Raw genomic sequence first — 21,583 nt, 5'->3', positions numbered from 1 at the left:
CTTTCGCAAGTTAATGTTTTATAAATTTTGAGAGTTGATTGAGTATTAACTTTTTTTAAACCAAAAAGGTTTAGATAATACAGGCCGAATTGAAGAACAGTATGAGCGGTATTTTGTTCGTAATGTGTTCGCAATAATAAAAAAAGCCCATGAGAATGCTCTAATGGGCTTTTTTGGTGGTCGCGAAGGGAGTCGAACCCCTAACCTTCTGATTCGTAGTCAGATGCTCTATCCAGTTGAGCTACGTGACCATTTTCCGTAATGGTGATGCAAAGTAACGCCAATTTTTCTTACAACGCAACCCCTAAACACACATTTTTTTAATTTTTAGCACTCGCTTTCTTTAAGGCTTTCTTCAGGGCGCGGTCAAAAACAAAGTATAAACCACCTATCGAAATGATTATCAGGCCGATCATGAGCAACTGACCGGTGCGGCCGCTGTCCGGGTTTTGTAACAAAGAAATTATATCGCGGGCTTGTGTTCCTATCCAGTAAAAGAAAATAGTGCGCGGAAGCATGCCAACTATACTTGCCACAAAAAATCGGGTACGGCTCACCTGCAGCAACGACAACACAAAATTCATCAACGCAAAAGGAAGCACCGGCGAAATACGCGTCAGAAAGATCAGGCTCCAGCTTTGGTTGCGCAGTTCCTGCATCAGGTTACGGGCCTTCTCGAAACGGTTAAGGAAACTCATCATCTTGCCGTGATCTATGAGTCGGGCCAAACTATAGCCTACCAGCGCTGCAATACCATAAGCCACTACCACCCCCGGGAAAGCTGACCAGCCCAGGTAAAAGCCACTTACCAACGCCACAAAGGTAGTAGGGGTAAGGGCTAAGGCCATAGTGATAGCTATCACTACAAAATATAAAAGCAGCTGCCAGATGGTAAGGTCCCGGAAAATGTCCTGGTACTGGTACAGGTAAACAGCCAGCGTAGAGCTAACTGTAACAGGCACCACCACCAACAACAGCATCGATACAAACGTAGATGCATTTTCGCGGACAAGGTTTCTCAGCAGTGGTATCAGCTTCATCAGCTTACAGTGTTTGGTAATGTTAGCATTAGACGAATGACAAAGGAGAAAAGATTTTGCCGGACTACAAAGTGTAACCCAGCCTAAACAACTATAGCCGGGCACTGTTTTTATCAATCCTGCTTATTTTACTAACTTGCAGCGTATCGTTTATACTTTTAAACTATAGATATGAAATTCGGAACAAAAGCCATACATGCTGGTGTAGAACCAGATCCAACCACAGGCGCCATCATGACGCCAATTTACCAGACATCAACCTACGTTCAGCGCTCACCAGGCGACCACAAAGGTTACGAGTACTCACGTACGCACAACCCAACCCGCACGCAGCTACAGAATGCCTTGGCAGCTCTCGAGAACGGCAAACATGGTCTGTGCTTTGCCTCAGGTATGGCCGCTATCGATGCGGTTATAAAAATGCTGGCGCCTGGTGATGAGGTTATCTCGACGAATGATTTGTACGGTGGTAGCTACCGTATTTTTACAAAGATCTTCCAGAACTATGGCATCAAGTTCCATTTTACCAACATGGCCGACCTGAGCAAGGTAGAAGCGCTGGTAAACGAGAATACCAAAATGATCTGGGTAGAAACGCCAACTAACCCGCTGCTGAACATCATCGATATTAAAGGCTGCGCAGCCATTGCTAAAAAGCACAGCCTTATTCTTGTAGCTGATAACACTTTTGCCACGCCATACCTGCAAACTCCGCTGGATTTAGGTGCTGACATTGTGATGCACTCACTTACCAAGTATATGGGTGGCCACTCGGATGTGGTAATGGGTGCACTTATAGTTAACAACGATGACCTGCACGAGCGACTGGCGTTTATTCAGAATGCATGCGGTGGCACACCAGGCCCACAAGACTGCTTCCTGGTACTACGCGGCTTAAAAACATTGCATCTGCGCATGGAGCGCCATTGTCAGAACGGACGCAAAATTGCCGAGTACCTGAAGAACCACCCGAAAGTAGAGAAAGTATTCTGGCCAGGTTTTGAGGATCACAGCAACCACAGCGTAGCGAAAGAGCAGATGAATGATTTCGGTGGTATGATCTCGTTTGTGCTGAAAGGCGATAAAGTAGAAGATGCTACACGTGTGCTGGAGAAACTGAAATTCTTTGCTCTGGCAGAATCTCTAGGCGGTGTAGAGTCGCTTTGCGGTCACCCGGCAACTATGACACACGCCAGCATCCCGCGTGAAGAGCGTATGAAAGCCGGCCTCAGCGACTCGTTGATCAGACTGAGCGTGGGTGTAGAAGATGCCGAAGATCTGATCGCTGACCTGGAGCAGGCGATTGGTTAATTTTATAGTTTGATAAAAGAGTTTTTTGACAAAGGACAAAAGACTTATTTATAGTTTGAAGAGCCGCTGCCTTATGGTAGCGGCTTTTTTATTTGTCTGAATCAGGATCTACAGGATTTGAGGATGAGCAGGATTTAGACCTAAATTTCTTATCTTTCTTCAACTCTTTAACTCATAAACTATTAAGGCTATGCAGGTTATTTTCAGGGAGCGGCAGCGGTTCAGGCAGGTGTGGTTGTGGGTGATGATACTTGGGGTGGCTGCAATGTTTTGGGCTGGGTTTGTATACCAGGTTTTGCTGGGAGGTGCGTTTGGTAACAGGCCGGTGTCGGATGTGCAGTTGGCTATAGTTGCAGCTCTGGTAGGAGTAGGACTGCCCTGGTTCTTCTATAAAATGTCGCTGGTTACGGAGGTGGTACCCGGCGAGCTGCGGGTGCGTTTCTGGCCGTTTCATCTGAAACCGGTAACTATAAATCTGCACGAGCTTCGCGACTATGAACAGGTAAGGTATAGCCCGATCATGGACTATGGCGGCTGGGGAATCAGGTGGGGGTTTAAAGGTAAAGCCTACAACGTGTATGGCAACCAAGGCGTGAAACTATACTTCTACAATAAAGATAGTCTGCTCATCGGCTCCCAGAAACCAGACGAACTGCTTTCTGCCATAACTATAGCTAGGCAGCAGAAGGTTTGATTGTTGGAGGTTAAGTTGTTAGTAAGCAAGTGCTATCTGATAGTCCAAACGATAAGGCGAAAATATTGCGTTTCTGCAAAATAAAGCCAGTCCTAAAAGTCCCCGTTAATCCCGGTTCACACTAACATCCTGTCAATCCTTTAATCCTGAAGATCCTGATTCAGATAAACAAAAAAAGCCGCTACCATAAGGCAGCGGCTTCCAGATCTATCGTTCGCTCAGATTACTTCTGCGCCTGGATACCTAAAACTTTGTAAACCTCAGTAAGGTCCGGAGTTAAGATGATCTCAGTACGACGGTTCTTCGCTTTAGCAGCAGCAGTACGGCCTGTATCAGCTGGTTGGAAGTAAGCGCGGCCCGCAGGAGTTACTCTGTCAGGAGATAAGCCCTTCTGAGTTAACAAACGTGTGATCTCCGTTGCACGAAGCACGCTCAGGTCCCAGTTGTCAGCAATTTTCTTAGTGCCTGGCAGTACTTCTACATCATCGGTGTGGCCTTCTACCATTACACCAACTTCGTTGTTTTTCTTCAGTACATCAACCAGTTGGTTAAGAGCCTGCTGGCCAGTAGCGTTTACTTTCGTGCTACCAGTTGCAAATAACAGCTTATCCGACATAGACACATATACTTTGCCATCTCTGATGTCAACACTCAGGTCGCCCTGGTTAAAGTCTTTCAAAGAGGCATTGATCTCATTCTTCAGGTTATTTAAAGCTTTCTCTTGCTCGTTCATCTGGCGCTCCATTTCAGCAAGTTTCTGCTCACGCTCTTTTAAAGATGCTGTAAGTTCGTCTACTTTCTGCTTTGATGCAGCTTGTTCAGCTTCCAGCGCCTGCTTGCTTGCCTGCAGATCTTCATATTTTTTAGAAGACACACAAGACGCCAGCATGGTAGTGCAAACCAGTACAGAGAAGGATGCTTTTACAAAGTTAAATTTCATGGGTTTTACTTTAATAATGGTTTATAGATCGTTAAAAAATAAAACTGTTTTGCTGCAAAGATGTAAAAAAACGAAGCGTAAAGCCAAGTAAAATGCAGAAAAGGCACTATTAAAACTGCAGTAGTAAGTAAATATTGTGGAAATTGAATATTAAATGTAATTGCCTGTATAATAAAGATAAATGAATATTAATTTGAACAAACAAGCCCTGATATTTAAGCTACTAGACCAACAGTTTTTTATAGTTGCTCAACTATAGATTCGTTTCCGGTTTCGCTAAAAAACTATAACTTTAACAACTATACCTTCAGCTGTACAATCATGAAAAAACAACTATACTTTTTCTGCCTTTTCTTTTTAATGGCGCTGGCAACTATGGGCCAGACCAAGCCCGACTATAGTAAGATTACCCTGGTGATACATGGCGGTGCCGGAACTATAACCAAAGCCAACATGACACCCGAGAAAGAGAAAGCTTACAAAGAAACCCTTAACCTGGCCCTGAAAACAGGTTATGCCATTTTAGAGAAAGGTGGTACCAGCCTCGATGCTGTAGAAGCAACCGTGCAGGTAATGGAAGAATCGCCGTTGTTTAATGCCGGTAAAGGTGCCGTATTTACCAACGAAGGAAAAAATGAGCTCGATGCGGCTATTATGGATGGCAACACAGGCAAAGCAGGTGCTGTAGCCAGTCTTACCACCGTTAAAAGCCCGATTGCCGCCGCGCGTGCCGTAATGGAAAAATCGGAACACGTAATGATGATAGGCCAGGGAGCAGAGAAGTTTGCCAAAGAAAAAGGATTGGAGATGGTTGATCCGTCTTATTTCCGTACCGAAACCCGCTACCAGCAACTACAGAAACTAAAAGAAAAAGAGGGCGAAAAGACCAGACTTGACCACGACAGCAGCGGCACCAGCAGCACCGAGAATATTTTTATAGAAGGCGAAAAGTTTGGTACCGTAGGCGCTGTAGCTCTGGATGCTTATGGCAACCTGGCAGCAGCAACCTCCACAGGCGGCATGACAAACAAACGTTACGGCCGTGTAGGCGATGTGCCAATTATAGGTGCCGGTACTTATGCCGACAACAACACCTGCGCTGTTTCAGCAACAGGTCATGGCGAGTACTTTATACGCTCGGTAGTAGCCCACGATATTGCTGCCCTGATGGAATACAAAGGCTATAGTTTAAAGAAAGCTGCCGACGAGGTAGTGATGAAAAAACTGGTGAAACGTGGCGGCGAAGGCGGTGTGATTGCCATCGATAAAAACGGAAATTTTGCCATGCCATTCAACTCAGCGGGCATGTACCGTGGTTACATTAAAAAAGGTAAATCTGAAGTAGCTATTTATAAAGAGTAATAACTATAAACTATAGTTGGTAAAAAAAGAGCGGGCTAAACTTATCAAAAGTTTAGCCCGCAGCTTTTTAGGTATAATTCAACTTTTATTCTTGTTCAGGAGTTTGTATCCAGTCCAAGGCTTGCTGGCGCTGGTCTAAGGTAAAGTGTTTTACTTTGGCAGGCGTAAACGGCGATGCGGCTATAGTTAGCCAATCCAGCCATTTCTGTTCGCCAACAAAGGCGGCCTTGCTAAAGTCTGCGGAGTGTCTGAAGTCAAATTTAAGATCTTCCCACAGAGCTTTTAAGGTAAAATCCTCAACATCCTGCATCTCGGCGTACACATTTATTTTGCCATACTGCTTTATTTTTTCTTCCAGTATCGGCAGCATAATATCGTAATCGTTCTTGTCTACGTGGCCCGATATCCGGAAAGCTACCAGGTCACCTTTTGATTCTTCTAACAGTTCTAACATGGATGTAGACATTATTTAAGCTATTTACGCAACCTGTAAGATTCACGTTTATTAAATATCAGTAATATGTAATACAGCTTAAACGCAGGTGACTTATTTTAATTGCCCAAGTGCTTTCAGCAACACTTCACCGGTTGGTTCTTCGCGGCCGTCAGCAAAACGGATTTTATACACTTCGCCGCTCATCGATGACTTGGTAGCCAGGTGGGTGATAAAGTCTTCTGCCGACTTTATTTTGGCCCCATGCTTTTCCCATTTTGCTTTCAGGTGGTCAGCTGCTTCCTGGCAACTATGCTCGCTTCCGTTCCGGATAAAAGTAGCGCCCTTCATGCCACGGATATTATCTATCAGGTAGTCAATTTTCTGAGATTCGGATAATGCCCCGGTAGCAGAGGCAGCAGTGGTAATAGCAGGTGTATCGCTTTGCTGCGCTACAGCTGGTTGTACTGCTACAAGGCAAAGTATAAATAAGGCAATTGATGTTATCGTTTTCATACAATTTTATAGTTTGTTTTACAGCTAAGGTCTGTGATGCTTAAGAATTTATTTGCAACTTTAAAGCACTATAGTACAGGCGCCAGCGTTATGCTAACTAAACTTTATGCCATGTGCTTACAGGGGTGTATACGCAGAACCTCGCTTATCGACAAGTACTGATACATGAGAAATTTTATACTTTTTTTATTTTTCCTGCTTATAAGCCAGCAGGTTTTCGCCCAGAAGAACATCGAGACCCGCCTCGGCTATAGTTACACCGATCAGTTTGAGTTCTCGGATGAGTGGCAATACCTGAGCACAGACATTTACCTGTTCAACGGAAGCAAATTTACCCGCGTACTGAATGAACTGGAGCGTGGTGTAAAAAGACCTAAGAAACGTTACCGTAACCAGCTGGAATATCTGTTTATAACAGCGCAGCTCAAAAACATGAAGCTCTTTGGCAACGACGAGATCGTGTACCCGCTTTATAACTTTTATGTAGACCAAGATAAGAATGACTATAAAACTCAAGTAAGCGATAACCTGGAAGTGGTGCGCATCATCGATAAAATGCCGCTTTCATCAACCCAGAATAACATCGACGCTACCATTAATGCCAAAGCCATCACTAACGACCAGGGCGATCAGGTATTTAACCTGGTAGCAAACCAGCTGGTAAATCTATCTAAACTGACTACGCCAACAGGAGCTGTATTGTCGCTGGTGGGGGAGTTTGGCAATTTGCTTAGCACGCGTACCCACAAACGGGAATACCGCTTTAGCTCAACTATAAGACTATATGAAGGCCAGGATTTCGACACGCGCCTGCACTCAGTGAAAGTGTATGTGTTCGTGCCCGGCGATGTGAAAACGGTAACTATAAAATCTGCCCGTTTGGCCGATTACCTGGCTAAAAACCCGAACAAGCTGGAGCGCCGCATGCTGGAAGAGATGACCAACTATAAGGATTACCCTTACATGGTGGTGGCCAACTATAAATCTTTGTACAAAATGGATGTGCTGACCGGCGACGAAGTTACCCTGGACCTGATAGAAAAGCGCAAACAGAAGGTGCAGAACGCGTATGAACAACAACTGATAAACGACGAGACTTACCGCCAGGAGAAATTGTTTGTGGAGTTTCTGCGTGTGTTTGCCGAGATGAAGCAGCAGCTTAATATTTACCGCCTGAACTACCGCAACAACAGCCCCGAGATAAACGCCAAAAACCTGTTTGCCATCATACAGGAATACAAGCGTCTGAAAGCGACAATGGATGCCCGCGAAGCAGAATTTAAAAGCAACAGCACTTATAAGAATATTTTCAAATCAGAGTACCAATCTATACTTACCAACGCCGACCTGTACTTAGAGGCCGACCATAACCTGAAGAGCGGAAAACTGCTGGTAAACACCTTGCGCGACCTCGAAAACGACCCGACAAACTATAACACGCCCGAAAAGCGCGAAGCTGCCCTGGCTAAACTATACGCTGTAGAACTGCCCCGCCCGGAACTGTTATCGGCATCTGTAGAAGGAGAAGCTATAGTTCGGCTAAAAGCGAAACTGGAGACACAGCAGTATGCAGCGGTTTTTGAGAAAGATGTGAAGAAGCTGGAAGATACCCCGGCATCGGATGAAACTATAGCTGTGCGCAATGCCCTGCAGGATAAAGTAAATGCCAGCAACTGCCTGAGCTGTCGCGATAAAGTACGTGATGCCGTAACAGCCTATAACAAGCGATATGAAAGTTACAAACTGCGCGAAGCCGTGCACGACATGACAAAACTGCGCAACGAAGCCGAGCAACAGGTGTTTACCTACCTGCGGCAGCAACTATGTTTTGAGAACAACTTGCAGGCCACGGCAGTTGCCACCACCGACAATGGCATGGATAGCTATTACGCCCGCATCAAAGAAAAGAGTGACGCCTTTGCATTAGCTATAAAAGCGTTGGATGCCCACACCAAGCACAAACCCGAAATATCGCAGCTCCAGAAAGTGCAGGAGTACACAAAAGAATTGCGGCGCCTGTTAAAAGAAGCGGAGCAGAACTATGATACGCTTTGCAGTATTGATAAAAAGCTTTGCGAGTGCCCGGCTTAAAAACTTTATAGTTGTGCCTTGCGTTGGCAAAGCACATGGAATTCGATTTTAACTACCTGTTTGGGATAAGTGACGAGACCTTAACCTGGTGGCAAATGTCAGCGCGGGCGATCGGGGTTTTCTTTGCGGCTTTGCTTATAGTTAGGGTAGGGAACCAGCGCGTATTTGGCAAGCACACCGCTTTTGATATTATTCTCGGTATAATTTTCGGGTCTATTCTGAGCAGGGCTATAACCGGTAATTCGCCATTCTGGCCAACATTGGTTTCGGCGCTGGTGCTGGTACTGCTGCATCGCGGGCTCGCTACTTTGGCTTACCATACATCGGGCAGGCTGGGCAATTTTGTTAAAGGCAAGCCCATAGAGCTTATAAAGAACGGCGAAATGCAGCATGAGGCCCTGCAAAGATACAGCGTAACCGAAAATGACCTGCAGGAGGCTGTTCGTACACAAGGCGGCACCACCGACATTTCAACTATAGAAACGGCTTACCTGGAGCGTAACGGCAATATCAGTATCATCTGCAAGAAAAAGTAGCCACAAAAAAGCCCCTTCCGAGTTACCGAAAGGGGCTTTTTATAGATCTATAGTTTGAGCTTACGCCATTTGCGCATCCAGCTTCTGAGCCAGTACGTTTTTCGGCACAGCGCCAACCTGCTTATCTACTACCTCACCATTCTTGAAAACAAGTAGTGTAGGAATGCTGCGGATACCGAACTTAGCAGATGTCTGCGGGTTTGCATCAACGTCTACTTTACCGATAACAGCTTTACCTTCGTAGTCGCCGGCCAGTTCTTCCACGATCGGGCCTACCATGCGGCAAGGTCCGCACCATTCTGCCCAAAAGTCTACCAGCACCGGCTTATCTGAATTGATTATCTCATTAAAATTCGCGTCTGTGATTTCTATTGCTTTGTTAGCCATAACTTTAGCGTTTTTGTTAGTTAAATTCTGTGTTATAAATATAGTAACAAATATAGCTTTGACAAATATAAGCCCAAACTATACCCACCTGACAAGGTGTCGTGTAAAATACAATAGTACGTAAAAGGTACGCCTGTCGCTGCAATTAAACCACTTAAGTTAGCATGTTTACCTATAGTTTCACAGCATCTACTAAAGTGTTTGCAGTTTTGTAACTATAGCACAACGTATTTGTTAATATCATTACAAGATAAATTATTCCTGTAATTATTAAAAAAAAGCAACCATTTTACGGTTTAAGTCATCTTCCTTTCAGAAAGCTTATGAAGCTCTCGGATCGTGTATCTATATTAATCAGTTACCCTATGAAATTGTTTAGAATCTGCTTCGCTTTTGTGTGTTTACTCTTGGCAGGAGCTCAGGTACAAAGTAAAAGTGCACCTCAAACTATAACTAAAAAAGCTACGGAACGGCTGGCTACATATACTAAAGTGTGGGGTTTAATGAAATACTACCACCCGGAGGTAGCAGCCGGAACTATAAACTGGGATTCAGTTTTTGTAGCCAACGTGCCTGCTGTTGTAAAGGCAAACAGTAAGAAAGAGTTTTATAGTTTAATGGATGATCTCTATAGTTCGGTGCCGGCTCCCCAACTTGCGCCCAACTATAACCTGCCCAAAGCGGATACTGTAATGTCTGTTTTCTCGGTTAAAGAGATTGCAAACTATAAAATAAGCCCCAAACTAAAGCAGCAACTTGTAAACCTGTATGAACGGCACCTGCCTGTAGAGAGTAAGTACATCACAAACAAGTATAAAGAGTATACCCTGGATTATGTGCTGTTCCTGGAGGAGCCAATGGCGGAAATTGCTTACCCCGACCAGAATACCCGTTTGCTGGCACTGGCCCGTTACTGGAACACGATCAACTTCTTTTACCCGCACAAACAAACGATTGGTAAAAGCTGGGATTCTTACCTGGAAGAATATATTCCGATTTTAGTTGAAGCAGAAAATGATGTTGCGTATCACCTGGCGATACAAAAACTAAACAGGGAGTTAGTGGATAGTCATGCTTTTTTGCGGAGCCCGGTGCTGGATGGCATGTGGGGGCCAAAGCCGCCATTTTACCTGAGCTATGTAGAAGACAAGTTTGTGGTAACACGACTGGTTTCAGATTCGCTGGCTAAAGTGCAGGATGTTAAAATTGGAGATGTGATTCTGGCAATTAATGGCAAATCAGTAAAAGAACGTATGAAGCAGCTGCAACCCTTATTAACCTGCTCAAACCCGGCCACCACCTACCGTGACATTGCCGATTACCTGTTGCATGTAGATAGTACCGCTAACGTAACGATAACACTTCAGCGTGGCACCGAACGCCTTACTAAAACCATAGATCGTTACCCCTACAAGCAGTTAATGAAAATGCAGACGCAGCCGAAACAAGAATTATGGCGTAAGGTAGCAGACGGTGTAGTGTGGGTTGACCTTGGCGCAATAAAAGACACCAGCAAGCTTCCAGACCTGTTCACAGAGCTGCAGCAAGCCAAAACAGTGATTATGGATTTGCGCAAATACCCGAACTATGATGTTTACCTGCAAACCATACCAGCCTTCTTCCAGCACAGCTTACCAGTCTCCATTTCTGAAAACGCTATGGCAATGTACCCGGGCTTTTTTACAGAAAGTACTTATGCATTTGAGCGACCTAAAAGCACACAACTTACCCCGTACTATGGTAACATGATCGTGCTGGTAAATGAGTACACCCAAAGTATGGGTGAGAGCTACGCCTTTAACTTAGCCCAGCGGCCACACACTATAGTTATAGGTTCGCAGACTGCCGGCACAACGGGCAATGTAACCTGGCTTCCTTTACCCGGCGGAACCAGAGTTGCTTTTACGGGAGTAGGGGAGCGCGGCGCCAATGGTACTTTCGAGCAACGAAAAGGTGTAAGAATTGATAAAGTGGTTCGCCCAACTATAGCCAGTATAGTCACCGGTAAAGACCTGCTTTTAGAAACAGCTATAGTTGAAGCTAAAAAGCAGAGCTTAAGTTTGAAGAAGTAATATACTTATCAATTTATCAATTCGACTTTGAGCAGACCTGTTTCTCCAGCGTAATTTCTGGCTGAACTATAGCGATAGTGTTCCGGTTCGTCTACCCATTCTGCCCGTACCGGGTTTTGATGAATGTAGTTCAGTTTCTGTTCTATGAAGTTGTTTGAAATAAGTTCTTTCGCCTCATTACCATCCTGCCATAGTTTATAGTGTCGTACTTTAGGGTTGAGCTTTGCTGAAAATTCGAAACGGTGTAATAACCATTGCTTACGGCTCTCTGGTTCTTCTTGAATCGTAGCTACAATTTTGCGACTGGTAAATCCTTTGAAATCGCGTAATATATCTGACAAGCTTTTGCCTTCTGCTGCAGCGGCAATTAAGTGCAGGTGGTTACTCATTAGCACCCATGCGTAAAGTTCAAGGCCTTTCTTCTCCTGGCAAAACTTAAGGGCATCAACTATAATATGCTTGTAAACTGGTCGTGTAAAGATGTCTACCCAATCCACCACTGTCATCGTCAGAAAATATAAACCACCGGGTACAATTCTGTTTTTCAATCCCATAGGAAGTCTATACTTTGTATTAGACAGCGCTGTTTCGGACATCTGTGTCCGAAACCTATCTGCTGCGGACGTCCACGTCTGCGTAAATTATGAAACAGGGACATGGATGTCCCCAACAGAGTGCATCCGGACATGGATGTCCGAATGAGCAGTGATCAAAACAAATAAGAAAGGTACGCTACTAAAGCAACGTACCTTTTTTAGAACTACAGCCAAATCCTATAATCCATTAAATCTTAAAAATCTTAGTTCTATATAAGCTTACACTCACCCAAGCCCAAATCCTTAACCGAAGCTAAAAACACTTTCGGGTCAATTCTGTACTTGCGCGAGTAAGTTGGCAAGGCCAGTTTTTCATCCGGCACATGCAGGGTTATTTCCAATCGTTTCTGGCCGGCGCTGGCTACAATCACCTCTTCCAGTGCTTCGGCGATATTTGGTGTAAAGTGCTGCAGGTTGATGTTGAGCTGCACGCCTTGCGCCATTTTATCCATCACATCACCTAACAACTGAATGTTGATTGGTTTCAACTCCCACTGATCTTCGGTTTTATAACGTAGCTGCACTTTGCCTCTTATAAACAGGTATAAGCCCATTTTCAGGTAAGGCGAGAACTTTACGTAATCTTCGCCGAACAGTGCCAACTGCATGGAGGTATCGTAATCCTCGATCGTGAAGAGTGCAAACGGGTTGCCGTTTTTGGCTGTACGGATCACCACATCGGTTACCATGCCAGCCACGTTCACATCGCGGTTCTTATACTCTTCAATTTTATCCAACTGGCAGGTGCAGTACGAGTCAATTTCCAGCTTAAACTGGTCGAGCGGGTGGCCTGACATGTAGAAACCTACCACTTCTTTTTCGCGGCGAAGCATTTCTGCCTGGGTCCAGACAGGTACTTCCGGAATTTTTGGCAGCGGCGCAGCTACCGCGGCTCCACCTCCGAATAACGACTGTTGCGCAGCCTGCTGCTCTGCCTGGTAAAAGTTTCCGTAACGTACCGCCTTCTCCAGCACGCTCATATTTTCGCCGTCCGGAATCTCAATCAGCTGGGCACGGTGGTATAGTTCCCACGAGTCGAAACAGCCGGCAAGTGCCATACTCTCAAACGTTTTTTTGTTTACAGCACGCAGGTTCACACGCTTGGCAAAGTCGAAGATATCCTGGTACAGGCCGTTCTTTTCACGCTCTGCAATAATTGCATCTACGGCAGCTTCGCCGGTTCCTTTTATCGCACCTAAACCAAAACGGATCTGTCCCTGCTCATTCACGTTAAACTTCAGCAACGATTCGTTTACGTCCGGACCCAATACAGCTACACCTTGTTTGCGGGCTTCCTCAATAAAGAACGTCACCTTTTTAATGTCGTTCATGTTGTTGGTAAGCACCGCGGCCATGTATTCGGCAGGGTAGTGCGCCTTCAGATAACCGGTCTGGTAAGCAACTACAGAGTAAGCAGCAGAGTGGGAGCGGTTAAAGCCGTACTGGGCAAACTTCTCCATCACGTCGAAAACCTCAGAGGCTTTCTTAGATGGTATCTTATGAATTTCGGCGGCTCCGGCAATGAATTTCTCACGCTCCTCAGCCATCTTCTTCATGTCTTTTTTACCCATCGCGCGGCGCAGCAAGTCGGCACCACCTAATGAGTAGCCGGCCAGTATCTGGGCCGTTTGCATGATCTGCTCCTGGTACACCATAATACCATAAGAGTAATTCAGGATCGGTTCCAGTAGCTCGTGCGGGTATTCTACTTCCTCTTTGCCATGCTTACGGTTGATGAAGTTCGGGATGAACTGCATCGGGCCCGGACGGTAAAGGGCGTTCATCGCAATCAGATCTTCAATGTTGGTAGGCTGCAGGTCTTTAAGATACATGCGCATACCTTCCGACTCGAACTGGAACGTACCAATGGTGTCGCCACGCTGGTATAGTTGGTAGGTTTTTTCGTCGTCGATCGGAATGTTGTCTATATCGATCTCAACGCCATGGTTTTTCTTGATGAGCTCCATCGCATCTTTAATGACAGTCAGGGTTTTCAAACCCAAAAAGTCCATCTTCAGCATGCCGGCACTCTCGATCACCTTGCCATCAAACTGCGTTACCAGAAGGTCAGAATCTTTGGAAGTAGAAACCGGGATGTAGTTGGTAATGTCGTCCGGGGCAATGATCACACCCGCTGCGTGTATACCTGTGTTACGCACCGAGCCTTCCAGCTTTTCGGCCAATTTGAGTACAGCAGCACGATGGTCAGTCCCTTCACGGATGGCAGCCAGGTCCAGGTTCTCCATAAAGGCCTTGGCCAGAGTAGTGCCCGGGGTGTCCGGAACCATTTTCGCAAGTTCGTTGGCTTCCGCTAAAGGTAGTGAAGTAGAACGCGCCACATCTTTGATAGACGATTTCGCAGCCATGGTACCAAAGGTAATGATCTGGGCCACCTGCGTTTTACCGTATTTATCTACCACATAGTCGATCACGCGCTGGCGGTTCACGTCGTCAAAGTCAATATCAATATCGGGCATCGACACACGCTCCGGATTCAGGAATCGCTCGAATAGCAGGTTATACTTGATCGGATCGATGTTGGTGATACCGATGCAGTACGCTACTGCAGAACCAGCTGCCGAACCACGACCAGGCCCCACAAACACGCCCATGTCGCGGCCACGGTTAATAAAATCCTGCACAATAAGGAAGTAACCCGCAAAGCCCATCGTTTCCACAATGCGAAGTTCATAGTCCAGGCGTTCCTCTATTTCAGGAGTGATGTCAGTATAGCGTTTTTTAGCACCCACGTACGTCAGGTGTCGCAGGAAAGCATCGGCATTTGCGTGCTCCGGGGGAATCGGGAAGTTTGGTAGCAGGATATCGCGCTTCAGTTTCGGAGGCGTTATTTTGTCTACTATATCGTTGGTGTTATCTACAGCTTCAGGCACATCCTTGAACAGCTCGTTCATCTCGGCCTGCGTCTTGAAGTAAAACTGGTCGTTCGGGAAACCGAAGCGTGTTTTCGGACCAGCTTCATCAATGCGGTTCAGCATCTGGCGCACACCGGATTGATGGCCATACTTCTGGCGCACATTTTCCACGGTGTCGTAGATCACCTTCTGATCATCACTCAGAAAACGGTAGTATTTAGTTGTAAAGTCACCAACAGGGGTACTCTGGTCTTCGCCGGTGTTTACGCAAAGCAGGATGTCGTGTGCATTCCAGTCTTCCTGGTCTACATAATGCGAGTCGTTGGTGCAGATTACTTTTACGTTATACTTTTTGGCCCACTTCAGCAGTACCTGGTTTATGTCTTCCTGGCTTTTGCCGGTGCCATCGATGTTCATCAAACCATGACGCTGGATCTCGATGTAATAATCCTCACCAAACACATCCAGCCACCACTTAAATATCTCTTCAGCTTCGTCTTCTGTTTTCCATAGTATGGCCTGCGGCACTTCAGCACCTATACAGCAGCTGGTCGCGATCAGGCCTTTGCTATACTTTAAAAGCAGTTCCCTGTCAATACGCGGCCATTTGCTGTACATCCCTTCAATGTAAGACATAGAGCAAAGTTTGGCCAGGTTCTGGTAGCCTTCCTGGTCTTTGGCAAGCAGCAGCTGGTGGTGGCGCACATCTTTCACCTCTTTGCTGAAGGTCTTCTGATGACGATCGGTAACAAGGTAAAACTCGCAGCCCACGATCGGCTTCACGTTATACTTGTTGGCCTCGTTCACGAAGTTGAAGGCGGCAAACATGTTTCCGTGGTCGGTCATGGCAACGGCTGGCATGCCATCGGCCTGGGCCTTTTTCATGAGCGCGCTGATACTGGCCTGACCATCGAGCAGGGAGTACTGTGTATGGGTATGTAAATGCGAAAAAACGGGCATTTGAGGGAATTAGTAATGACGAATGAAGAATTAATAATGACCTTGAAGTAAAATATAAACTCTACTCCCGGTCATTTTCGGGATGTTAAAATTACAGAAAATAGGCCGGCTGCCCAAACTATAAACTGCCGATTTACCAACAGACTTACTAACAAAAAAGCAGCAGAAATAATCTCCGCTGCTTCTCTGAAATTTAAACTATAGTTTGTCTGTCAACTATAGCGCTCGGCTTCTTTCTCTTCCTCAAGCTGTTGGTTTACCACAAAAAGTTTCTGTGTAGGATAAGCGAATTCGATACCGCGCTCCTGGAATTCCTGGAAAATGTTAAGGTTAATGGCCTGCTTTATATCCATGTGCTTGTTGAACTCAGACGAAAGCACATTATAAACCACTACAAAGTTTAAGGTAGAATCGCCGTAAGAAGCAAAGTGTGCGCGGTCAAACTGAACCTCCTCTTGTTCTGAGATTATCCTTTTGACCAGGTCGGGTATGGCTCTCAGGTTTTCGACAGAAGTTTCATAGGTTACGCCAAGTGTAAACTCTACCCTACGCAGGTGCATGCGCTTAAAGTTGTGGATGCGTGAACTGGTCAGGTCGCTGTTTGATATGATCAGTTGCTCGCCGGTAAGGCTTTTCAGGCGGGTGGTTTTTACCCCTATATGCTCTATAGTTCCGCTTTTATCGCCTACGGATATATAATCTCCTACTTCAAAAGGCCTGTCCAGGAAAATAACGAAGTAGTTGAAAAGGTCGCCTAATATATTTTGTGCTGCCAGGGCCACAGCTATGCCCCCAATTCCCAGGCCGGCAATAATAGCTGTAAGGTCGTAGCCCATGTTATCGAACAAAAAGCCAAGGCCAATTGCCCAGACAACCAGGTTTATAATAAGCCCGATAGCGCCTATTTCATTCTGATAACTTTTATCCGGGTGCCTTCTTTTAAAATAAGCCTTGATGAGCAGCAACAGCGTGGAAGTAATGAACCGGATAACCATAAATGTAATGGCAACCGTTGCAGCTATAGTTATGATGCGGTCTATCTTAGGCGGAAAACTGAGATAGCTGAGGCCAACATAAATAACTATGAAATGCAGAATTGGAATACCAAATCGGGCAAAGCTGCCCACTGCAAAATTGTCGACAGTGGTGTGGGTATTCTCTGTCCAGCGTCTTATGCGGCTGAGTACTGATTTTCGGAAGATAGTGATGAGCAGGGAACCAAGAAGAATAAATCCGAAAACAATGAGATAATCCTGAACGGTGTTATTGAAGTAAATGTGATCTAAAAAATCTGTCATGCAATAAAAAAGTTTTCTACAGCTGGCAAAGATACCAGTTTCTAAAACAAGGGTTAATAAAGTCTAAAGTACACTAATTTAACTAAAACCTGAAACCCGCCGTTTGGTTTTGTCCGGTGCAACTATAGTTCAGTATTTGAATAACTCAAACTATAGGATGGTACGTACGCTTTAATCTGTATAGTAACGAGCGTGTAGTACTTAAAGCAAAGCATGGAAGCAGCGGAAAAGCCGGGTAAAATAGGAGGGATGTTCAGGGCCTTGCATTACCGCAACTACAGGCTCTTTTTTGTGGGGCAGGGCATTTCGCTTATCGGGACATGGATGCAGCAGGTTGCGCTCAGCTGGCTGGTGTACCGCCTCACCGATTCTGTTTTTCTGCTGGGTGCTGTTACCTTCTCCAGCCAGATACCATCTTTTTTATTAAGTCCGTTTGCCGGTGTCATTGCTGATAAGTTTGAGCGTAGAAAAGTGTTGATCGTGACGCAGGCACTCTCAATGGTGCAGGCCTCTACATTGGCCGCGCTGGTGCTAACCCAAACTATAGAAATATGGCACATCCTTACGCTAAGTGCTATCCTCGGAATAATTAATGCCTTTGATATTGCCACTCGCCAGGCTTTTGTAGTGCAGATGGTAGAGAAGCGGGAAGACCTGAGTAACGGCATCGCGCTAAACTCTTCTTTGTTCAACATGGCCCGACTGGTAGGGCCGTCTATTGCTGGTGTATTGATTGCGGCAGTAGGCGAGGGGATGTGCATCCTGATAAATGCGGTCAGCTACATTGCTGTTATTTCGTCGTTGTTACTGATGCGCCTGAAGCCGTTTGTGCCCGTGGAGAAGAAAGAAAAGGTATGGCAGTCGTTGCAGGATGGGTTTGGTTATGCGTACAACTTTCCACCTATCAGGGCGCTTATTCTTATAGTTGGTTTGCTCAGTTTATTTGGGATGCCGTTTAGTGTGCTGTTGCCTGTATTTGCCCGCGATATTCTGCATGGAGGAGCCAATACGCTGGGGTTTCTGATGGGCGCTTCGGGGGTTGGGGCACTCACCGGGGCCTTGTTCCTGGCGCAGCGTAAATCGGTAGTTGGGCTGGGTAAAGTTATCATTTTTACAATGCTGCTGTTTGGTTCGGCGCTCATAGCCTTCTCTTTTTCCGAAACGTTGGTGATCTCGTTGCTCCTGATGTTATTTACAGGGTTTGGTATGATCGTGTCGATGGCTTCGTGTAATACCTTGCTCCAAACTATAGTTGACGAAGAAAAACGTGGCCGGGTAATGAGCCTGTACGCTACTGCTTTTATGGGAATGGCGCCTATCGGGAGTATGCTGGCCAGTTCTGTAGCTGAAGTGGTTGGGGTAAACTATACACTAGCCGGTTGTGGGCTTTTATGTGCGCTGAGTATCATTCCGTTTGCTATGAACTTAAGCAAGCTGCGCCAGATGGTGTGGCCAATTTACCAACGCCTCGGTATAGTTCCTGAAATTGCAACGGGTCTGCAGGCGGCTTCTAATCTCACGGCCCCACCTGAGGAAAGGTAGGTGGGTTTTGTAATAAGATAATAACAGTGTGAACCTATCTCTGCCTTTCCCAAGAGAGCATGGCCGTTTTAATCTGTTAATTCTAACCTCTTTAATGCCCTCGCTCGCGTCCCGCGAGTGTGGGCTACTTAGTGGCGTCCCGCCACTTGTGCCTCAGGCACAATTTAAAGCGGCCAGAGTCCGCAGGTAACTCACACTCGCGGGACGCGAGCGAGGGCGAATGAGAGAATGAGAAGACCATGCTCCGAGAGGGGAATAACTATAGCACAAGAGAAGGTATATTCTTATGCAATCAACTATAAAATAAAGAGCCTGCTACATGAGCAGGCTCTTTATACTTTGCGAAAATCTTAAAATCTATCAGATCTTAAAAATTTTAGTTCTTCTTCTTGATCAGTAGTTTCTCGCCCGGCTTCACACTGAAATCAGATTTCTTGTTCCACTCCATTACCTCTTTTATAGTTACGCCATAGGTACGTGAGATCTTGTATAAGCTTTCGCCGGCCTCAACAGTGTGGTAAACATCAGAGGTGATAGTTTGTGTCGGTGCTTCTTCAACTATAGTTTTTTCTGTATTCTGTCCGCCCGCAGGAGCTACAACGTGCAGTTGCTGACCAATAGAAAGTACTCCTTCTGGCAGGTTATTCCAGGCTTTTAGGTTATCTATAGTTACGTTATAGCGCTTTGAGATGCTCCATAATGTTTCGCCGGTAGCCACCGTGTGCATGCCATCGGCAGGTAAAGTTACTTCTACAGCTTCAGCAGCGTCAGTAGGTTCAGGAAGCGCCACATTTGTCAACGGCTCAGCAATGATCAGTTCCTGGCCAAGCTTAAGCGGACCTGCAGGTAGTTTGTTCCAGGTGGTAAGCTCAGCCACAGTTACGTTATACATTTTAGAGATACCATAAAGCGTTTCGCCTTTTGCTACCACGTGCTTCGCAGATTTGGTTGCCGGAGCCAGCTCAGGAGCATCATCGTTCTGAGATTTTACAGTAGCTGCCATGTCTACTTTTTTAGTAGGGGTAGGCGAGATCCATGTGTCTTCATCCTCAACTTCAGCTGTAACCGGCTCTGCTTTGGCAGCTGTAGTTGCTGGTTTTGTAGCTGCAGCTGTTGTTTTAGCTGGTTCCTGTTTTGGAGTAGCAGTTGTTGTAGTGGCAGGTTTAGCTGAGGCAGTTTCCTGTTTTGCAGGTGTTGCCGCTGGCTTAGCTGTAGTTGTGGCAGGCTTCGGAGTTGTTCTGCTGCCTGGGTAAATCGCTTCGCGTGCTACCGGTGCGGCAGGCTGCTCTTCAACTATAGTATCGTCTACTTCTATTGTCTCTTCTTCTATAGTAGCTTCTACTACAACTTTCTCCTCTGTCATTACAGCCTTTTCTGTTTTAGCTGTCTCAGGTTGCTTTTTATCTTTCTTAAAGCTGTTGATGAAGCGGGTAAAGAAGTTCTCTTTCTTGTTATCACCAGTTTTTGCAGTAGTTGTTCTTTCAACCGGTTTTACCTCGCTTGCTGCCATTTCCTGCTTAGCAGCTGTCTGCTTGTTCAGGTTACGGATCTCCACTTCGGTAGTGAATGGTCTGCGTTTCTGTAACCATAGCACACGGCCCGGAAGCGGCACCTCGTTGTTTTTCATGCGGTTCTTAAACACCAGGTGCTTCAATCGGATACCATAGTGCTGCGAGATCATCTGCATGGTTTCACCGGGCTGCACTACGTGGTACTCAGCAGAAGCAGCGCTTGTACCCTTTGGCTCGATATAGTAAGCAGTACCGGCCTCAATATTGTCGAAGCTGCGCAGGTCGTTATACTTCAGTAATTTGCGTGTTGATATGCCAGCCTGTAAAGCCAGTTTGTCTTTAGTGTCGCCGGCGCGGGCTACCAGGGCATTTAAGCCATTGCGGGTAACCATAGCAGCTGCAGCAGCGCTACTGTTTTGCTTGCTTGTAGAAGCAGGCAGTTTAGTTGTGTTATTTGTTGATGCCAGCACCACACGCTCTGCACCACGCACAGGCAGCATCACATAATAATCCTTATCTGATGGAATAGTGCTGCCTAACAGCCACTTGTTGTATTTCTCAAGCTCCGCAAAATCAGCTTTGTTATCCAGGGCGATCTCTGCAAGGCTCTGGCCCGGCGTAGCGCGCAGTGGCTGTAAAGCTATAGTTGGCTTGCTGGTTTTACCTACAAAGTTCTCGTAAGCAATTTTGTGTGCCAGGAAGGTAAGCAGGTACTGGTGCGTCTTCTCCGTGATCTCCATCTTCTTCGCCCCGATATCCGACGTTTTAGTTTCGGCTTTGGCGCCGCTATAGCCCAGGTAATACGATAGGATAGAATTAAACCAGTTGTTGTAGTAGTTGTTGCTGCGCTTAAAATATTTGGCTGCACCACGGCTTGCTTCCAGTATGTGCTTGCGCTCATCAATTACGTTATCCACGCGCAGGTTAAAGTCCGAAGCCGCCTCACGCTTAAACTGCCAGTAACCCACTGCATTTGAGGTAGAAACAGCATCACCTATCAAACCACTCTCCTGCAACGACAGGAATTTAAGGTCTGCCGGTACGCCCTCTTCTTTAAATATTTGGTCAACCAATGGGAAATAGGCATCTGCCAGCTCCACTTTTGCTTTAAAATAAGCAGGGTGCTTGTGCAGGGCGTCTACTTTTTTCTGGATTTCCTGTTGTGCGCCATCTGTAAGGGTGAGGTGTATATCTGCGAAATACACATTTTTAGGAACTGTTACAGCTTGTTGTGCCCAGACAAACAGGGGCAGGAACATTAAAATAAGAAGCGTAGAGAGTTGTCTCATAAAAAGGTAATTATACTTTGGCTAAATGTATTCGGGCTATAGTTACTGTTGAAGCAGATATTAGTAAAGGGCTATGTTATAGTTTGTTCTATATAGAAAAACCCATTTGCAAAAATAAAGCAAAAAGGACCG

Annotated in this window: 16 protein-coding genes and 1 tRNA gene; 7 read left to right on the top strand and 10 right to left on the bottom strand. The window is 45.8% G+C overall.

All coding sequences use genetic code 11. The annotated features are described in order from the left end of the window. Positions 1-174: 174 nt before the first annotated feature. Positions 175-251: transfer RNA gene (locus tag ABS362_RS01220), tRNA-Arg, on the bottom strand. Between the two features lie 69 nt (positions 252-320). After that, the gene (locus ABS362_RS01215) at positions 321-1,040 is read right to left on the bottom strand and encodes a TVP38/TMEM64 family protein (RefSeq protein ID WP_350410273.1); all 720 of its coding nucleotides are present in this window, start codon (positions 1,038-1,040) and stop codon (positions 321-323) included. Positions 1,041-1,211: 171 nt separating this feature from the next. Between ABS362_RS01215 and ABS362_RS01210 the strand changes: the two genes are divergently transcribed. After that, positions 1,212-2,351 (top strand): cystathionine gamma-synthase, encoded by a 1,140-nt coding sequence (locus tag ABS362_RS01210; protein ID WP_350410271.1) that lies wholly within the window; start codon positions 1,212-1,214, stop codon positions 2,349-2,351. A gap of 190 nt (positions 2,352-2,541) precedes the next feature. Beyond that, positions 2,542-3,045: a DUF6141 family protein gene (locus ABS362_RS01205; protein WP_350410270.1), complete on the top strand. Its 504-nt coding sequence runs from the start codon at positions 2,542-2,544 to the stop codon at positions 3,043-3,045. Positions 3,046-3,268: 223 nt separating this feature from the next. Here the strand turns inward: ABS362_RS01205 and ABS362_RS01200 are convergent, their stop codons facing one another. Continuing rightward, positions 3,269-3,985, bottom strand: a complete 717-nt coding sequence (locus tag ABS362_RS01200) for an OmpA/MotB family protein (RefSeq protein ID WP_350410268.1) — start codon at positions 3,983-3,985, stop codon at positions 3,269-3,271. Positions 3,986-4,306: 321 nt separating this feature from the next. On the opposite strand from ABS362_RS01200, the gene ABS362_RS01195 reads away from it, so the two are divergent. Next, positions 4,307-5,347, top strand: a complete 1,041-nt coding sequence (locus tag ABS362_RS01195; RefSeq protein ID WP_434086511.1) for an isoaspartyl peptidase/L-asparaginase family protein — start codon at positions 4,307-4,309, stop codon at positions 5,345-5,347. Positions 5,348-5,432: 85 nt separating this feature from the next. Here ABS362_RS01195 and ABS362_RS01190 read toward each other — a convergent pair whose 3' ends face one another. Both ABS362_RS01190 and ABS362_RS01185 read right to left on the bottom strand, forming a co-directional pair. Continuing rightward, on the bottom strand, positions 5,433-5,801 hold the full coding sequence (locus ABS362_RS01190) for a SpoIIAA family protein (RefSeq protein ID WP_350410266.1): 369 nt from the start codon (positions 5,799-5,801) through the stop codon (positions 5,433-5,435). A 93-nt stretch (positions 5,802-5,894) separates the two neighbouring features. After that, positions 5,895-6,296 carry a DUF5329 family protein gene (locus ABS362_RS01185; RefSeq protein ID WP_350410265.1) on the bottom strand — a complete coding sequence of 134 codons (402 nt, stop codon included), beginning with the start codon at positions 6,294-6,296 and terminating at the stop codon, positions 5,895-5,897. A gap of 165 nt (positions 6,297-6,461) precedes the next feature. Between ABS362_RS01185 and ABS362_RS01180 the strand changes: the two genes are divergently transcribed. Then, positions 6,462-8,387: a hypothetical protein gene (locus ABS362_RS01180; RefSeq protein ID WP_350410263.1), complete on the top strand. Its 1,926-nt coding sequence runs from the start codon at positions 6,462-6,464 to the stop codon at positions 8,385-8,387. Positions 8,388-8,422: 35 nt separating this feature from the next. Then, the gene (locus tag ABS362_RS01175) at positions 8,423-8,923 is read left to right on the top strand and encodes a DUF421 domain-containing protein (RefSeq protein WP_350410261.1); all 501 of its coding nucleotides are present in this window, start codon (positions 8,423-8,425) and stop codon (positions 8,921-8,923) included. A 60-nt stretch (positions 8,924-8,983) separates the two neighbouring features. Here ABS362_RS01175 and trxA read toward each other — a convergent pair whose 3' ends face one another. Then, positions 8,984-9,346 (bottom strand): thioredoxin, encoded by a 363-nt coding sequence (trxA, locus tag ABS362_RS01170; protein WP_350410446.1) that lies wholly within the window; start codon positions 9,344-9,346, stop codon positions 8,984-8,986. A gap of 467 nt (positions 9,347-9,813) precedes the next feature. On the opposite strand from trxA, the gene ABS362_RS01165 reads away from it, so the two are divergent. Further along, positions 9,814-11,382 (top strand): S41 family peptidase, encoded by a 1,569-nt coding sequence (locus ABS362_RS01165; protein WP_350410259.1) that lies wholly within the window; start codon positions 9,814-9,816, stop codon positions 11,380-11,382. An 8-nt stretch (positions 11,383-11,390) separates the two neighbouring features. Here ABS362_RS01165 and ABS362_RS01160 read toward each other — a convergent pair whose 3' ends face one another. The 3 genes from ABS362_RS01160 to ABS362_RS01150 all read right to left on the bottom strand — a co-directional run bounded on the left by ABS362_RS01160 (position 11,391) and on the right by ABS362_RS01150 (position 17,109). Beyond that, a complete protein-coding gene (locus ABS362_RS01160) occupies positions 11,391-11,936 on the bottom strand; it encodes an REP-associated tyrosine transposase (protein ID WP_350410257.1) in 546 nt (181 codons plus the stop codon). A gap of 251 nt (positions 11,937-12,187) precedes the next feature. Next, positions 12,188-15,811, bottom strand: a complete 3,624-nt coding sequence (dnaE, locus tag ABS362_RS01155; protein ID WP_350410255.1) for a DNA polymerase III subunit alpha — start codon at positions 15,809-15,811, stop codon at positions 12,188-12,190. Between the two features lie 212 nt (positions 15,812-16,023). Then, positions 16,024-17,109: a mechanosensitive ion channel family protein gene (locus ABS362_RS01150; protein WP_350410253.1), complete on the bottom strand. Its 1,086-nt coding sequence runs from the start codon at positions 17,107-17,109 to the stop codon at positions 16,024-16,026. 213 nt (positions 17,110-17,322) lie between these two features. On the opposite strand from ABS362_RS01150, the gene ABS362_RS01145 reads away from it, so the two are divergent. Then, positions 17,323-18,651, top strand: coding sequence for an MFS transporter (locus ABS362_RS01145; RefSeq protein ID WP_350410252.1), 1,329 nt, complete (start codon positions 17,323-17,325; stop codon positions 18,649-18,651). A 376-nt stretch (positions 18,652-19,027) separates the two neighbouring features. Here ABS362_RS01145 and ABS362_RS01140 read toward each other — a convergent pair whose 3' ends face one another. Beyond that, positions 19,028-21,451, bottom strand: coding sequence for a LysM peptidoglycan-binding domain-containing protein (locus ABS362_RS01140; RefSeq protein WP_350410250.1), 2,424 nt, complete (start codon positions 21,449-21,451; stop codon positions 19,028-19,030). Positions 21,452-21,583: the final 132 nt, after the last annotated feature.

Origin of the sequence: Pontibacter populi (assembly GCF_040278685.1) — a bacterium.
GTDB lineage: Bacteria > Bacteroidota > Bacteroidia > Cytophagales > Hymenobacteraceae > Pontibacter > Pontibacter populi.
The sequence above is the reverse complement of the archived record's forward strand: the minus strand, read 5'-3'. Positions and strand labels throughout refer to the sequence as shown.

Bases quoted from the DNA above. Each gene is read 5' to 3' on its own strand.
- ABS362_RS01210 (WP_350410271.1), top strand. From the start codon at position 1,212: ATGAAATTCGGAACAAAAGCCATACATGCTGGTGTAGAACCAGATCCA.
- ABS362_RS01145 (WP_350410252.1), top strand. From the start codon at position 17,323: ATGGAAGCAGCGGAAAAGCCGGGTAAAATAGGAGGGATGTTCAGGGCC.
- ABS362_RS01140 (WP_350410250.1), bottom strand. From the start codon at position 21,451: ATGAGACAACTCTCTACGCTTCTTATTTTAATGTTCCTGCCCCTGTTT.
- ABS362_RS01150 (WP_350410253.1), bottom strand. From the start codon at position 17,109: ATGACAGATTTTTTAGATCACATTTACTTCAATAACACCGTTCAGGAT.
- ABS362_RS01175 (WP_350410261.1), top strand. From the start codon at position 8,423: ATGGAATTCGATTTTAACTACCTGTTTGGGATAAGTGACGAGACCTTA.
- ABS362_RS01205 (WP_350410270.1), top strand. From the start codon at position 2,542: ATGCAGGTTATTTTCAGGGAGCGGCAGCGGTTCAGGCAGGTGTGGTTG.
- ABS362_RS01195 (WP_434086511.1), top strand. From the start codon at position 4,307: ATGAAAAAACAACTATACTTTTTCTGCCTTTTCTTTTTAATGGCGCTG.
- ABS362_RS01180 (WP_350410263.1), top strand. From the start codon at position 6,462: ATGAGAAATTTTATACTTTTTTTATTTTTCCTGCTTATAAGCCAGCAG.
- ABS362_RS01165 (WP_350410259.1), top strand. From the start codon at position 9,814: ATGAAATACTACCACCCGGAGGTAGCAGCCGGAACTATAAACTGGGAT.
- dnaE (WP_350410255.1), bottom strand. From the start codon at position 15,811: ATGCCCGTTTTTTCGCATTTACATACCCATACACAGTACTCCCTGCTC.
- ABS362_RS01215 (WP_350410273.1), bottom strand. From the start codon at position 1,040: ATGAAGCTGATACCACTGCTGAGAAACCTTGTCCGCGAAAATGCATCT.
- ABS362_RS01200 (WP_350410268.1), bottom strand. From the start codon at position 3,985: ATGAAATTTAACTTTGTAAAAGCATCCTTCTCTGTACTGGTTTGCACT.
- ABS362_RS01185 (WP_350410265.1), bottom strand. From the start codon at position 6,296: ATGAAAACGATAACATCAATTGCCTTATTTATACTTTGCCTTGTAGCA.
- ABS362_RS01160 (WP_350410257.1), bottom strand. From the start codon at position 11,936: ATGGGATTGAAAAACAGAATTGTACCCGGTGGTTTATATTTTCTGACG.
- ABS362_RS01190 (WP_350410266.1), bottom strand. From the start codon at position 5,801: ATGTTAGAACTGTTAGAAGAATCAAAAGGTGACCTGGTAGCTTTCCGG.